The following is a 13,352-nucleotide window of genomic DNA, read 5'->3' on the forward strand; positions in this document are numbered from 1 at the left end:
TGTGCGCGCGAGCGGAGGTGTGGGGCAGGGGGCCGGTACGAAGCCGCGCACGTTGCGCCTTGAGACGTGCCCTGCCGCCGGCGTGTCAGGCGCTTTCCCGCGTGATGATCGTGTAGTCGATACGGATGCTTTTCGACTCGGTTCGCTCGCCGCCGTCACGCGCTTGCAGCGCCGCCAGCAACGCTTCGCCCGTGCGTAGCCCGATGCCGTATGCGTCGACCGACACGGTCGTGATGGTCGGGTGGCAGCACGTCGCCACCTCGAAGTTCCCGAAGCCGGCAACGGCGATGTCGGCGGGCACGGCGAGCCCGCGCCGGTGACACTCCATGATCGCGCCGAACGCCGACATGTCGCTCACGCACATCACCGCGTCGGTATCCGGCCATTGCTCCAGCAGCGCTGCCATCGCGGGTCCGCCGTGGCTCATCGTGATCGGCGATTCGCCCAGCCGCACGACGCGCGGTTCGCCCAGCCCCAATGCCTTGATCTCCGCCTGGTAGCCCTTGAGCCGGTCGAGGCCGCGGCGATCCAGTTCGCTCGCGCCGACCAGAAAGCCGATGCGCCGATAACCGCGCTCGGCCAGGTGACGCACCATCGCACGGGCGGCGCGCACGTTCGAGAAGCCCACGGCGGTGTCGATCGGGCGCGTGGGCAGGTCCCACATCTCGACCACCGGAATCGCCGAGCGCTCCAGCACCTTGCGCGTCGCATCGGTGTGCTGCGCGCCCGTCAGCGCGATGCAGCGCGGCTGGTGTCGCAGCATCGAGCGCACCAGCCGTTCTTCGCGTTCGAGGTCGTAGTCGGTGTCGCCGAGCAGCAGCTGGAGGCCATGCGGTTCGAGCGCATCGGTCAGGCCGCGCACGGTGTCCGAGAAGTTGGAACTCGACAGCGACGGCACCAGCACCGCGACGAATTCCGAGCGCCCCGACGACAGCGCGCCAGCGGCCGCGTCGGCCACGTAGCCGAGCTGGTCGATGGCCTCGCAGACCCGTGCGCGCGTCTCGGCGGCGACGCTATGACCGGCGAGCACGCGCGACACCGTCATCTTCGATACGCCGGCGAGGCGCGCTACGTCGGACATGCGGGGCGGCCCGGCGGGCCGGACGGCGGTGGGACTGGGCATCGGAATCGCGAGTGGGAGAAGGCTGGAAAGGCTACATCATACCGGTGCGGCTCACCGTGCAGGCTGGCTGACGCGCGCCCGTCGCAGCGATGGCTGCACTAGGGAAACCACGCGTTCGGCGGGACTTGTACACGGCTGTCGCCGCATGCTACCTTCGAATGTGTTACCGGTATCAATTCGCTATTCGCTCCCGTCGCCTCGTCGGCTTTTTTTTGTCACCGGATGTTATCGGTAACATCGATGCGTGAAGCGCACTCGCCGGTACGAAGAAGACCTACACAAAACAGGAGACAGACCGATGCCATCCCTTACGCAGGCCGCTGCCGCACCGGCCGCGGCCGATTCGTCCGAAGACGCCCTCTACCGCAAGGTCATGCGGCGCATCCTGCCGTTGCTGTTGCTCTGTTACGTCGTGGCCTACCTGGACCGCGTCAACGTGGGCTTCGCGAAGCTGCAGATGCTCGACGACCTGAGCCTGAGTGACAGCGTCTATGCGCTCGGCGCCAGCGTCTTCTTCTGGGGCTATTTCCTGTTCGAGATGCCCAGCAACCTGCTGCTGCACCGCTACGGCGCGCGCTTCTGGATCGCACGGATCATGATCACGTGGGGCATCGTGTCGTCGTCGATGGCGTTCATCGTGCCGCTCGCGCAGTTCTTCCACGTGCAGACGACCACGATGTTCTACACGCTGCGCTTCCTGCTGGGGCTGTGCGAAGCGGGTTTCTTCCCGGGCGTCATCCTGTACATGAACTACTGGTTCCCGGCGCGCCGCCAGAGCGTGGCGATGTCGGGCTTCCTGGTCGCGATCCCGCTGAGCCTGACGCTCGGCAGCGTGCTGTCCGGCTGGCTGATGGAGCAGACGCACGGCCTGTCGGGCATGAGCGGCTGGCAATGGATGCTGCTGCTCGAAGGGCTGCCGTCGATCGTGGTGGCGTTCATCGTGCTGGCCTGCCTCGGCGACGGCCCGCAGTCGGCGAAGTGGCTGTCCGCCGACGAAAAGGCGGTGCTGTCGCGCAACCTCGAATCCGAGGCCGCGCACAAGTCGCATAGCATCGGCGCCGCGCTGCGCAGCCCGCGCGTCTGGCTGCTCACCTTCATCCTGCTGACCTTCAATACCGGCTTCTACGGGCTGGCCTTCTGGCTGCCGTCGATCATCCGCGCGTCGGGCGTGCACAGCCCGCTGCATATCGGTTTGCTGACGGCCATTCCGTACCTGACGGCGATCTTCGCGATGGTGTGGAACGCGTCGCACTCGCGCAGGACCGGCGAACGCCGCCTGCACGCGGCGATTCCTGCGCTGATCGGCGGCGTGTGCCTGATCCTGAGCGCGGCGTTTGCGCACAACGTGGCGCTGTCGATCGTATTCCTGACGATTGCCACGTGCGGCATCCTCGCGTTGATGCCGATCTACTGGACCTTCCCGGGGCAGATCCTGTCCGGCACGGCCGCGGCCGCCGGCATTGCGCTGATCAACTCGGTGGGCAACCTGTCCGGCTTCACGGGCTCGATGATCACCGGCGTCGCCAAGCAAATGACCGGCGATATCAACAACGGGACCTATGCGCTGGGCGCTTGCCTGCTGATCAGCTGCGTGCTGATCGCGTCGATTCCGCGCGATATCCTGCGGCCGCCGGTGGGGCGGTAGGGCGTTCGCCCGGCGTTACGTCCGGCCGGGGCTGGGACATCGCGCCGCCCCGGCGGCGGATGCATCACGGCATGTGGATTGATCTCGTGTGAGTTCGCTCGATCGTCACCGACGGAATTCCGGATACCTCCCACCGGTGATGCGCTGCGCGCGACTCCGCTTTCTCGTGAGCGGCCGTCATGCGTCTTCCAGGGCGAAGCGCACCTTGTCCCCGAGCGTGCGCAACCGCTCGACCGGTTCGTTCGCGAACACGAAACGGATATACGCGTCGCCGTGTGCGACGCCCCATCCGGTCATGGCCGTCGCGCATACGCCATGGCGCAGCAACCGCTCCGACATCTGCGATCCGGTCAGGCCGAAGTCGGACACGCGCAGCAGCATCGACCAGCCGCCCGCCGGCATGCCGAACGGGAGCCCCGACAGTTCGGCGGCGATCGTATCCCGCCGCCTCTCGAGTTCGCTCACGTAGCCGGGTAGATCGGATGCGGAATGTTCGAGCGCAACCGCCGCGGCCTCCTGGGCAATGCCGACCGGCACCACGACATTGGCGAGCGACACGGCCACAAGATCGGGAATCAGCCATTCCGGCGCGACGATCCAGCCTACCCGCCAGCCAATCATGCGCAGCTCTTTCGACGCTGCGCCGACCGTGACCGTACGCTCGGCCATGCCGGGCAGGCCGGCTGGATGGATGACCGTGCGTCCATCGAACAGCAACCGTTCCATCGCGCTGTCGAGGATCAGCAGCAGATCGTGCTGCACACACAGGCTCGCGATCAGTTGCCAGTCGGACGCATCGAAGAAACCGCCCGAAGGCATCGACGGAGACATCAGCAGCATCACCCGCGTTTGCGGACCGATTGCTGCCCGCAGCGCGGCCTGGTCCAGCTTCCATTCGCCGCCCGACGTGAAAGCGAACGGGACTTGCCGTGGCACGCCGCCCGCAAGGCGGACGCGGTTCAGCAGACCCGCGTACGTCGGATCGGTGACGATGACTTCGTCGCCGGTCTCGACGGTGGCGAGCAGCGTGTTCAGAATGCCTGAGAGTCCGCCCGCCGACACCACCACCTGGTCAGCCGTGAAGCGCTGCCCCGAAAGCGCCGACACGTGGGCGGCAGCGCTCGCGCGCAGCCGATCCTGACCGACGAATGGCAAATAGGAGTTGGCCGAGTCTCGCTGGATTGCCTCTCTGGTGAAGGCGAGCGCCTCTAACGTGGGCGGGATGTCGGTATCGAGATTTTCGAGTCGCAAAAGGTCGACGTCGGCATGATCGGCGATCGAACCCATACGATCGACGCCGATGCCGGCGATGTGCTGCAGACGCACAGGACGGTGGTGGCGCATCGAGCCTCCGTTTTTTGTTACAATTTAATAGATAATATATGGATGGTGGTCGGAATGACTTTTGAAGTCAAGGAGGATCGCTCGCTGGCCGATCGGATCGCCGTCGCATTGGCGGACCGCATCATCTCCGGCGTCATCGCGCCGGGGGAGTGGCTGCGTCAGGACCACATCGCGGCAGAGTTCGGTGCGAGTCATGTGCCGGTACGCGAGGCGTTCAGACGGCTGGAAGCGCAGGGGTTGGCCGTGGTGGAACCGCGACGAGGCGTGCGGGCGGCGCCGCTCGAGCCGGCGGACGTCATTGAAATGGCAAAGATGCGTGCGGCTTTCGAGGCGCTGGCGCTGCGTGAGGCGATCCCCGCTCTCGACGCACGTGCGCTGGAGGAACTCGATGCAATCCTCGATCAGGAGTCGGCGGCGCATGGCATAGCCGTGCTTGGCACGCTGAACCTGAGGTTTCATCGCGCATTGACCGCGCGATGCGGGATGCCGCGGCTCGTCGCCGCGATTGGCGACATGCATCGGGCCAGTTCGCGGCATTTGTATGCGACGTGGCAGCAACTCGACTGGCACGATCGCTCGAACGATGAGCATCGGAACATCGTTCGGGCGATACGGGGCGGTGATGTGGACGCAGCGTGTGCGGCTCTGTCTGCGCATATTCTGGCTGCGGGCGAGGCGCTGGCTCAGGCGTTGCGTCGCCGGTAGGAACGCAGGTCAAGCTGGAATCATCGACCGGTCCGAAAGGCCGGTTTTTTGGAATGACTGGCGCTTTCTCCGGGGCGGCTATAGTCAAATGCGTCGGGAGCATTCGGGCCACAAATGCACATTCTGCCGCGCGGCCTAAATCGTTGACAATGAGCGCCTGCGGACTAGCGTCGGAGACATCGTAGTCGGTTAAAATAAGAATATGCGAAAACGCTGACCGAAAAATCGATTGGTAGAACGACAACACAGTTTTTTAAAATACACTGAAAAATACATGAAAATGTCCAGCGAGTTGGCTCACCTCGCGAACAGGTGGGTTCTGAAAAATCCCAATTTGGAGCTTATACCTGACAGTGAGGACTATCCGTGGTTCATCGTTGAGTTGCAGAAGCAATTAAAAGCGCTCGATTCGAGAAGTGAGCTTCTTCTTCCGAATTTGCAAAACGACAACGAATCAATCGCCATATTTTCGGATTACGGCGGGGAAAATAAAGACGCGAAATATCATACGTATAGTTTCCTAATATGTGCGTGGAATCAGTTGGATCCATTCTTTGAGGCAATGGGCCAGCTGAGAAAACAAACTGGCCTAGACAATCCGTTGAAGGAGATCGCTTACAAGGACCTCCATTACGGGCCAGTTCAGCGAGCATTACATGGTTATCTAAATCATCTGAGTAATTTGGTAAATGGAATTCTTCTAACTGTCGTGGTCGACAAAGACGTTGGGTCGGTATACGGCGATGATAAAAAGAATTCCCAACAGTTCATCGCAAAGACATTATCCGATCATGGCTTTGGTGAGTTGAAGCCAGCAGTTGCAGAGAAGATGATGAGGATTGTGCATTTCTCCGCTTATCTCGTGGCGTTGCTCTCAAGGGATGGTCAGAAAATCTTCTGGATGACCGACCATGACAGCATCGCACCGAATAGCGAACGACACATGCAGACGTTATCTGTATTCAATAGTAATCTCGCCCGCTACAGCAAACATGGATTTTCCATGGTTGGTGGAGCACTGCCATTTGTGGAGCGACTGCCGATGTGGTTGGATTTGCTGAGTGCACCGGACATTGTGGCAGGTTCTGTCGAGCACTACATGTCACGTAAAAAGATTTTCGGCGAACAATTCCCGATCACCGAGCATTGCAATAGGGTCTTGACATGGCTCGCCGTCCAAGGAATCGGGCTGAAACGCCATACAGTCATCATCCGAAAAGAGCGGCAAGGGGTCGTTAGCAGCACTCTCAAATTTATTTTGAAAGAACCACAACTGAACGCGACTGTTGTTCCAGTCTTCATGCCGCGAAGACCCGAGAAACTCGGGTAGCGCAATAGTTCTGGGCGTACTTACGCTCGACGAATGACCGCTAAGTGAGAGAACTGAACGGCGGCTCAGGGTCGTTCAGACCCGTTCGCGTCGCGCCACAACTGCCATTCGCGGCCGCGTACTGGTCCTGACGTCGGGATCTGCACGGGACCGCGAAATAAACCCTGTTTTTCCCTACTACGATCATCTGCACGAGCTCATGCGTTGCACAACGCGCGACCTTGACCGCAAGCACGGTGACGGCGACTTGTAGCGCGACATCGTCATTTTAACCGACGGCTCACGACATGCTGCGCCGCATCCTGCGCACCTGCAGCCAAATGGCGGATATCAGGAAATAAAGCGCTCCTACTCCCGCGTATCCCGCGATCTTGACGATCGCCGGCGGCATCGGCGCGTGGCTTTGGACAATGAAGAACAACCCGGCCAGCGCCGATTGCGCACCGCTCAGGATCATCACCCACTGTGCGCCGGCATGTTTCCAGCGCCGCACGGCGGTGCCGAGCTGCAGTGCGCCGGAGAGAATCGCCCAGACGCCGAACACCGTGAGTACTGCGGGCATGCCCGCACTCAACGCCGGAAATACCGCCAGTGTCGTGACGGCGCTGATCGCGACATTCACCGCCTGCGTGCGGTTTGCCGCCATCCCGCCGCTGCGGGACAGGTCGACGAAATTGGCGAGCGCATCCCAGGCCGGATAAACGACCAGCAGGACCGCCGCGCCGGCCGCGCTCTGCCGGCCGACGGAAAACGCCAGCGCAACCCAGATCAGCGAGAATATCGCCCGGGAAAAGTAGTACCGTTTCAGCCAGTGTTCGTCGGCAGGCGCGTGGAATTCGGGGTAGCGATCAGTCACTTGTACTCCTTTTTACATCGAATCGTTGTTCCGGCCGGCATGCAGAATGTCCGCCATGCGGATTCGGATGCGGCGCCGACCGGATCTCCTGTGCGCCGAGTATCGCAATCGTCCGCGCCTGCCGCTATCGGTCAGATGTCCGATGGCGAAGTCCGCCGGCTGCCCGCACCGATGCGGGCGGACATTGCGCCGGCGCGGTCGCGGCGAGCCGCCGACGCGCATGCTCATGCACGCCGCGACGCCGTCGCGTATGATCGTTTTCCCGCCCTCGCGAATGTCTCCGCCCACCCGATGCCCGACGCCGAAGCCCGTCACGCCCCGCTGCGCATAGGCGACGCCGTACGCGCGCTGGCCTTCATCGGCGATCTCAGCATGGGCCAGCCGACCGACCATTCGCCGCGCACCGGCTGGCTGGCGGCAGAGCTCGCGCACGCGGCGCGATTCGATGCATCGGTGTGCGACACGGCCCGCGAGGTGGCGCTGTTGCGCTGGTCGGGCTGCACGGCGAACGCGGCGGGCTTCGCGCAGGTATTCGGCGACGACGTCGCGATCCGCGCCGCGATGCTCGAGAGCCGGCCCGGCATGGCTGAAGCGATCGGCGGCGCGGGTGTCGCGCTGATCCCGCTCGCGCAGATTCATTGCGAAGTCTCGGGCGAGGTGGCGCGAATACTCGGTCTGTCCAGCGCGACGGAAACCGCGCTGCGGCACATTTTCGAAACCTGGGACGGCAACGGGCTGCCTGCTCGGCTCGTGCGCGAACAGGTGCCGCCCGCCGTGTCGATCGTCGCGCTGGCGGGCGACCTCGACGTGCTCAGCCGCACGTACGGCATCGAACGGGCCCTCGAATTGATCGGCCAACGCGCGGGGTCACGCTATCCGGCCGTGCTCGTCGAGACGGCTGCGCGCGACGCACCGCGCTGGCTGGCGGCGCTCGAGCACATGGCGCCCGCCGACCTGGACGCCGCATTGGCCACGCCGGACATGCAGGGCGCGACGTCCGCCGAATTGATTGCGGACGTCATCGATCTGAAGCTGCCGTGGATGACGGGCTTTTCGCGTTCGGTCGCCGCGACTGCGGCCGCGTGTTACGGCCGGCTCTCGCCGGATGAGGCCGCGCGCGAACGCGTGTACCGCGCCGGACTGATTCATGGCATCGGCAGGGCAGCGGTGCCGAACGACGTGTGGAATCTGCCGACGCGGTTGCCTGCGAGCGCGTGGGAAAAGGTGCGACTCGTGCCGTACTGGACCGAGCGCGCCGGCAGGCAGACCGGCGCGCTCGGCGAAGCCGCGGTGCTTGCGTCGTACGCCTACGAGCGGCAGGACGGCTCGGGCTATTTTCGCGGCGCGCGCGACGCGGCGCTGACGCTGGAAGCGCGCGTGCTGGCAGCGTCGCTGGCGTGGGTCGCGTTGCGCTCCGCGCGTCCGTGGCGCGCGGCGCTGAGCGATGCGGCCGCCGCCGGCCAGTTGCAGGAAGACGCGGCGTGTGGCCGGCTATGCGGCGAAGTGGTGGCCGCGCTCGTGACGGGCGGACCGCCCGCGCTCCGGCGCATCGCCACGGGTGCGTCGGCCGCTGGCCCGCGCCTGTCCGCGCGGGAAATCGACGTCCTGCGGGCGATCTCCCGAGGCGCGAGCAACAAGCAGGTCGCGCAGGCGCTCGCGATGAGTCCGAGCACGGTGCGCACCCATGTCGAGAAGGCGTTCCGCAAGCTCGAATGTTCGACACGCGCCGCGGCGACCCTCAAGGCGTCGGCGCTGGGGTTGCTCTGACGCGATCCGCGACGCGGATTCGTTTTCGTGTGTGCGCGGACGGACGGCCCGGCCGGCGCGAGCTTTGAAGCCCCGCCCCTCCGGTGGTGTGTCTCGCGTACGGGTGCCTATCCCGATACCCGATCGTTCGCGGTGCGATCGGACAAGTTATCAATGGCACCAGCCGGAACCGATACATGACGGCGCGCGATCGCCGTTACGGCACGCGCGAGAACACGTCCGTGATATGCCGATCGGGTTCGATATCGGTGAACGCATCGATATCGGCCATGACGTCTGCCGTCTCCGCGGCAGCGAATGCGGCGTCCAGCGCAGCGCTGTCCTTGAAGCGGCACATCGCCACGACGATCAGTTCGCTGTCCTCACGTGCCGGGAAGAAAGCGTCGACATAGTCGAGTCCGTACGGTTTCCAGGATTTTTCCACCAGCGGAATGTGTTGCTCGACGTAGTAACGGGAATCGAATCGCGTGCCCGCGGCTCGGCGATAGGAAACGACGAAATACATGCAGAACCTCCGGGTCGGACTGATACGGCGATGAATGTCGATACGGGCGATTACTGCCGTTTGCCTTCGGGGCCGAAGCCCGGACGGGCAGCAGCCCGCATCGAGGTGTGCGTGGCGGGCGCGCGGGCGAACGAGATGCCCAGCGCGGCGCCGACAGCGAGGAACACCGAGATCGACAGGAGTGCGACGATGAACGCGTGTGCGATGGCCGCCGGATCCTGGCGCGTGCCGAGCGTCGTATAGAAAATGCCGCCGATGATCGCCACGCTGAGCGACGTGCTGACCTGCAGCGTCGAGCTGGCGATGCCGGCGATCATGCCGGAAAGCGCCGGTGCGACGCGCCCCGTCACCATGCGCATCAGCGTCGGCAGCGCGAGACCTTGTCCGAAACCGATGACGAAGAGAACGACGGCGAGCGGCACGGCAGCGAGCGGCATCCCGATCGGCGTGGCATCGATCAACCACGCGAGGCCGACGAGCCCGACGATTTCCAGGCTCATGCCGAATGGATTGACGTAAGCGCCGATGAGACGTGCGCAGAAGGGCGTCGACAACGGGCCGAGCAGGAACCCCACGCCGAACGGCAAGAACACGAGGCCCGCGCTCAGCGCGTCGACGTGCAACGCATTCTGCAGATACACCGAGAACAGCAGGAAGAACGCGCCGATCGAGTACAGCAGCAGCGCGATCATCAACGCTCGGCCCAGCCCTGGTGCACGCAGTGCGGCCGGATCGAGCAGCGGTGCGCCGCCGCGGCGGCCCAGCCGGCGCTCGTAGCGCCAGAAGAACCAGGCAAGGGCCGGCACCGCGATCAGCGACACCCATGCCCATACGGGCCAGCCTGCCTCGCGCCCCTCGATCAGCGGCACGATCAGCGCGCCCAGCGTGAGCATCGACAGTGCGGTGCCGCCGAGGTCGAGCTTGCGCGCATGCTGCGCACGCGTTTCCTTCAACAGCGGAATCCCGAGCAGGACGACCAGAATCGCCAGCGGCAGGTTGACGAGGAAGATCGTGCGCCAACCCAGATTCAACAGATTCAGCGAGATCAGGATTCCGCCCAGTGCCTGCCCGACCACGGCGGCGAGACCGAACACCGCGCCGTACAAGCTGAGCGCGAGCGGCTTTTCCGATTCGGGGAAGATCGCCTGGATCGAAGCGAGCGCCTGCGGCGCCATGATCGCGGCCGTCACGCCCTGCAACGCGCGGCCGACGATGAGCGCCCACGGCGAGCTCGCGAGACCGCACAGCGTCGAGGCGATCGCAAAGCCGATCAACCCGAGGAAAAACACGCGCCCGCGGCCGAACAGGTCGCCCAATCGTCCGCCGGTGATCAGCGTCACCGCGTACAGGCCCGCATACGATGAAATGACGAGTTGCTCGGCCGACGACGAGGCGCCCAATTCCGCGCGGATCGACGGCAGCGCGACATTGACGATGAAGAAGTCCAGCGGCGGCAGGAACGCGCCGACGAGCAGGACCGAAAACATGGCCCAGCGACGCGGGTCGGGTGATAGGGGGTCATTCCGTGACATGGACGGCTCTCCATACGGAACCAATCGGTTCCAAATTGAGTAAAAAAATTCAGTCGAGGATGCGCATCGTACGGTCGACCAACGCGAGCATGTCGTCCTCGGGCACCCCGGTTTTCCCCAGCACGCGCATGCCTTCGATCTGGCAGACGAGCAAACGCGCCAGCACCTGTTCGTCCTGCTCGGCGATCTCGCCGCTCGCCTGGCCACGAACGATCGCACCGGCATAAAGCTGTTGCAGCCGCCGGAACATGCGCCCGGTGCGTTCCGCGACATCCGCGTCGCGCGCGGCCAGTTCCGTGGTCATCGCGACCGCGAGACATCCCCGTCGGCCCGCCTCGCCGACCGACAGGCGGGCATAGCGCAGCAGCGAGTCGCGAATGGCGTCCTTCACGGCGCCGGGTTGCGACAGGATGTCCGCGGTCGCCTTGAGCCCGTCGGCCATATACAGATCGAGCGCCGCCAGCAGCAGCGCCTTCTTGTCGCCGAACGCCTTGTACAGACTGCCCCGCGACAAGCCGGTGCCGGCCATCAGGTCGGGCAGGGACGCACCTTCATATCCGCGGTCCCAGAAAACGTCCATCGCGTCGCGCGCGGCATCACCAAGTTCGAATTCGCGGGGGCGGCCCACGCCAGCCGGATTTGCCATTGATCGGTTTCGCAAACGATGCGGTGCTAGAGTTGGATTCATTATATGGACCGATCGGTTCCGATGTCAATGTGCGCAGGTCGGCCGGGCACGGCGAGGGCCGCCCTCGCGGACGGCCCGGATTCATCCGATCAGTCGAGCCCGCGTCGCCAAGGAAATGACCGGCAACATCAACAACGGTACCTACGCACTTGGCGCGTGCCTGCTGGTCAGCTGCGTGCTGATCGCGTCGATTCCGTGCGATATTCTGCGGCCGCTGGTGGGGCGGTAGGGGGCGCCGTTCGTCGCGTCGCGCGGCTGGCACACCGGCTGCGCCGGGCGCCGATGATCGTGGCACGCGCGGCACGCGACGATCAACCCGGTGCCGCGCGTCCGGTCGCCAGCCACCGGACCGGTCACGCGCCCGGCCGCCCGACGCACACCGGCGGGGTACGATCGGCCCACGGTGCGGCGCGTTCGAGCTGGGCGGCGAGCGAGAACAGCAGCGACTCCGCGCCGAATGCCCCCGCGAACTGGCTGCCGATCGGCAAACCCTGCTCGTCCCAGTAAAGCGGCACCGACATCGCGGGCTGGCCAGTCGCATTGAACCACGCGGTGAACGGCGAAAACCGGTGCGACCGATCGATGACGTCGCTCAACGATTGCGCGTCGTCCACTGTCGCGAGCGACGCCGGCGGCTGCGGCGGCATCGCGAGCGTCGGCGTCAGCAACACGTCGTAGCGTTCCATCAACCGGCCGAACGTCCTGCCCAATGCATGGATCCAGTCGACTGCGCCCGCGTATTCGGCGCCGCTCACGTTGCCCTTTTCGCGCAGGATGATGCGGGTGCGGGCCTCGATTTCGTCGTCACGCACGGGCGTGCCGCGCTGATCGCCGATCGTGTCGAGCAGCGCGCGCGTTTGTGCGCCGATGATCGTGAACACGCGGTCGTAGAACGCCGCCGAATCGACGGGACTGTCGAGCGGCTCGACGTCATGTCCGAGCGCGCGCAGCAACGCGACGGTATGGTCCAGTGCGGGCCGGCATGCCGGATGAAGCGGCCAGGGCGGCGCTTGCTCGATCACGGCGATTCTCAGCGGCCGGGGATCGCGCTGTGTGGCCGCGAGAAACGTGTCGGCCTGATGCGGCGCTGCATAGGGCGCACCGGTATCGGCGCCCGCGGTCAGGTCGAGCAGCGCGGCGCTGTCGCGCACCGAGCGCGTGATCGCGTGGTTGATGCCCATGCCGGCCCATCCTTCGCCGATCATCGGGCCATTCGGCGTTCGACCGCGCGTCGGCTTCAGGCCGAATACGCCGCAACAGGACGCGGGCACCCGCAGCGAGCCGCCGCCGTCGTTGCCGTGCGCGAACGGCAGCACGCGGGCGGCGACGAGCGCCGCCGCGGCGCCGCTCGAACCGCCGGCGCTCACGTGCGGATGCCATGGGTTGCGCGTGACGCCGAAACGCGTCGACGACGTGCAATACGACGTGCCCAGCTCCGGCGACAACGACGTTCCCGCGATCGGTATGCCCGCGCGCCGCAGGCGGGCCACCAGTTCGCCGTCGAAGTCGGGCCGGTAGTCGCCGAACAAAAACGATCCATTCGACATCCGCGCGCCGCGCACGGGCATGAACAGGTCCTTGATCAGCGTCGGGACGCCGGCGAGCACGCTTTCGTGCCCGGTGACGGACGACGCAGCCTGTCTTGCCGTGTCGTCGAGTCGTTCCGCCACGGCATTCAGCGTGGGGTCGAGCGCGTCGAGACTGGCGAGCACGGCGTCCAGCAATTCGGTGGGTTTCACTTCTTTCGCACGGACGAGCGCCGCGAGCGCGATGCCGTCGTGCGTGGCGATGAGCGTCTGGAAGTCTTTCATCAGAATTTGCTCCGAGAAACCCCGCCATTGATGGCGGGAAGGAAAG

At 64.9% G+C, this 13,352-nt stretch carries 12 protein-coding genes; 4 read left to right on the forward strand and 8 right to left on the reverse strand.

The genetic code is table 11. The features are described 5' to 3' along the window. Positions 1–85 precede the first annotated feature (85 nt). Positions 86–1,123, reverse strand: coding sequence for a LacI family DNA-binding transcriptional regulator (locus tag HWW87_RS16120; protein WP_175821126.1), 1,038 nt, complete (start codon positions 1,121–1,123; stop codon positions 86–88). 298 nt (positions 1,124–1,421) lie between these two features. Between HWW87_RS16120 and HWW87_RS16125 the strand changes: the two genes are divergently transcribed. After that, positions 1,422–2,768, forward strand: a complete 1,347-nt coding sequence (locus HWW87_RS16125; RefSeq protein WP_175821127.1) for an MFS transporter — start codon at positions 1,422–1,424, stop codon at positions 2,766–2,768. A 177-nt stretch (positions 2,769–2,945) separates the two neighbouring features. Here the strand turns inward: HWW87_RS16125 and HWW87_RS16130 are convergent, their stop codons facing one another. Next, entirely contained in the window at positions 2,946–4,112 is a 1,167-nt protein-coding gene (locus HWW87_RS16130; RefSeq protein WP_175821128.1) for a pyridoxal phosphate-dependent aminotransferase, read from the reverse strand. A gap of 54 nt (positions 4,113–4,166) precedes the next feature. Between HWW87_RS16130 and HWW87_RS16135 the strand changes: the two genes are divergently transcribed. Continuing rightward, entirely contained in the window at positions 4,167–4,817 is a 651-nt protein-coding gene (locus HWW87_RS16135) for a GntR family transcriptional regulator (RefSeq protein ID WP_244107252.1), read from the forward strand. Between the two features lie 274 nt (positions 4,818–5,091). Then, positions 5,092–6,147 carry a hypothetical protein gene (locus tag HWW87_RS16140; RefSeq protein WP_175821130.1) on the forward strand — a complete coding sequence of 352 codons (1,056 nt, stop codon included), beginning with the start codon at positions 5,092–5,094 and terminating at the stop codon, positions 6,145–6,147. Between the two features lie 280 nt (positions 6,148–6,427). Here HWW87_RS16140 and HWW87_RS16145 read toward each other — a convergent pair whose 3' ends face one another. Continuing rightward, positions 6,428–7,003 carry a DUF308 domain-containing protein gene (locus tag HWW87_RS16145; RefSeq protein WP_175821131.1) on the reverse strand — a complete coding sequence of 192 codons (576 nt, stop codon included), beginning with the start codon at positions 7,001–7,003 and terminating at the stop codon, positions 6,428–6,430. Positions 7,004–7,015: 12 nt separating this feature from the next. Next, the gene (locus HWW87_RS36965) at positions 7,016–7,396 is read right to left on the reverse strand and encodes a hypothetical protein (RefSeq protein ID WP_208449950.1); all 381 of its coding nucleotides are present in this window, start codon (positions 7,394–7,396) and stop codon (positions 7,016–7,018) included. Between HWW87_RS36965 and HWW87_RS16150 the strand changes: the two genes are divergently transcribed. Then, a complete protein-coding gene (locus HWW87_RS16150; RefSeq protein ID WP_175821132.1) occupies positions 7,295–8,770 on the forward strand; it encodes an HD domain-containing phosphohydrolase in 1,476 nt (491 codons plus the stop codon). The two genes, HWW87_RS36965 and HWW87_RS16150, sit on opposite strands and share 102 nt — an antisense overlap. A gap of 196 nt (positions 8,771–8,966) precedes the next feature. On the opposite strand, the gene HWW87_RS16155 is transcribed toward HWW87_RS16150, so the two are convergent. The 4 genes from HWW87_RS16155 to HWW87_RS16170 all read right to left on the reverse strand — a co-directional run bounded on the left by HWW87_RS16155 (position 8,967) and on the right by HWW87_RS16170 (position 13,306). Further along, positions 8,967–9,275 (reverse strand): EthD family reductase, encoded by a 309-nt coding sequence (locus HWW87_RS16155; protein ID WP_175821133.1) that lies wholly within the window; start codon positions 9,273–9,275, stop codon positions 8,967–8,969. A 50-nt stretch (positions 9,276–9,325) separates the two neighbouring features. Then, the gene (locus HWW87_RS16160; RefSeq protein ID WP_175821134.1) at positions 9,326–10,807 is read right to left on the reverse strand and encodes an MFS transporter; all 1,482 of its coding nucleotides are present in this window, start codon (positions 10,805–10,807) and stop codon (positions 9,326–9,328) included. Between the two features lie 49 nt (positions 10,808–10,856). Further along, positions 10,857–11,453 (reverse strand): TetR family transcriptional regulator, encoded by a 597-nt coding sequence (locus HWW87_RS16165; RefSeq protein ID WP_175821135.1) that lies wholly within the window; start codon positions 11,451–11,453, stop codon positions 10,857–10,859. Between the two features lie 395 nt (positions 11,454–11,848). Further along, complete coding sequence (locus tag HWW87_RS16170) at positions 11,849–13,306, reverse strand: amidase (protein WP_175821489.1); 1,458 nt, start codon at positions 13,304–13,306, stop codon at positions 11,849–11,851. Positions 13,307–13,352 lie beyond the last annotated feature (46 nt).

The sequence above is a fragment of the Burkholderia sp. BCC0419 genome, assembly GCF_902830285.1.
Classification (GTDB): domain Bacteria; phylum Pseudomonadota; class Gammaproteobacteria; order Burkholderiales; family Burkholderiaceae; genus Burkholderia.